At 73.4% G+C, this 836-nt stretch carries 1 protein-coding gene; it reads left to right on the forward strand.

Annotation, left to right across the window (positions count from 1 at the left end):
- Window positions 1-110: 110 nt before the first annotated feature.
- A partial coding sequence (locus AAH979_RS43080) for a hypothetical protein (RefSeq protein WP_346263886.1) occupies window positions 111-836 on the forward strand: 726 nt, incomplete at its 3' end.

The raw sequence follows: 836 nt of genomic DNA on the forward strand, positions 1-836 counted from the left end.
AGCGGCGAGCTGGCCGGCCGGCTGGTGGCCGAGCTGCCGGGCGTCGAGGTGGACCTCTCCGACGTGCACCGCCCCGGCCGGGGCGGCGACCGGTACATCGCGGTGGCGGAGTGAGGACCAGCTTCACCGGGCACGCCACCGAGTTCGCCGGGTTGCCGGTCTTCCGGCTGAGTCAGAACTGGGAGGACGAGCCGCCGCGCCTGGTTCCCGAGGCGGAGCTGCCGGCCGACCCCGGCTCGGTGGCCTGGCGGATCGAGGCGTGGGAGGAAGACGAGGGCTGGGACTACGGCCCTTCTCGGATGTTCCGGCACGCGTTCGAGCAGTTCCTCGACCTGGTCGACCCGGCCGGGGTACGCGCCCTGGTGATCGGCACCTGGGGCTACGCGGCGATGAACGCGGCACCGATCGGCCAGCTCTGCGCCGCCGCCGACCGGCTGACCGGGTTGCGGGCCCTCTTCCTCGGCGACATCCCGGCCGAGGAGTGCGAGCTGTCCTGGATCTGCCAGGGTGACGTCGCGCCGCTGCTGGCCGCGTACCCGGGGCTGGAGATCCTGCGGATCCGGAGCGGCGACACCGACGCCGAGCACCGTACCGGCCTGGAGTTCGGTGCCGTCCGGCACGGCGCGCTGCGGAGGCTGGTGGTCGAGTCGGCGGGTCTGCCGGCCGGGGTGGTGCGGGGGATCGCCGACTCCGATCTGCCCGCGTTGGCGCACCTGGAGCTCTGGCTCGGTACCGGCCGTTGGGGCGGGGACGCCACTGTGGAGGATCTGGCGCCGATTCTGGGTGGGGCGCGGTTGCCGGCGTTGCGGTCGTTGGGGTTGCGTAACGCGGAGATC

It is taken from the genome of Plantactinospora sp. ZYX-F-223 (genome assembly GCF_039649625.1).
Taxonomy (GTDB): domain Bacteria; phylum Actinomycetota; class Actinomycetes; order Mycobacteriales; family Micromonosporaceae; genus Plantactinospora.